The following is a 264-nucleotide window of genomic DNA, read 5'->3' on the forward strand; positions in this document are numbered from 1 at the left end:
ATCTGCTTGCTGAGCACCCGGTCCAGTTCCGCAATCATCTGGTCGACACGGTGCTTATTGATAAGTTGCTCTGGGTCATGGTTTTTGAGGATGTCGGCAATAAAGGCAGATACACCCTGCCGGGCGACCTGATAGCCTTCTTGCGCAGGCACCAATTTGGTTTGCGCCATGATCTGGTCAAGCAGCGTGGTTGGGCTCAACGTTTCGGCAGGGGTATCAACGGCGACGGTAGTGCTGTTTTGCTTTGGCATGGGTTCGCTCCGT

General features: G+C 54.5%; 1 pseudogene. It reads right to left on the bottom strand.

Features of this window, described 5'->3' with window-relative positions:
* Positions 1-251 (bottom strand): annotated as a pseudogene (locus SB725_RS31830) (type VI secretion system contractile sheath large subunit); the annotation flags it as partial.
* Between the last annotated feature and the right edge of the window lie 13 nt (positions 252-264).

Source organism: Pseudomonas sp. SIMBA_041, from assembly GCF_046535095.1.
Lineage (GTDB): Bacteria > Pseudomonadota > Gammaproteobacteria > Pseudomonadales > Pseudomonadaceae > Aquipseudomonas > Aquipseudomonas mucoides.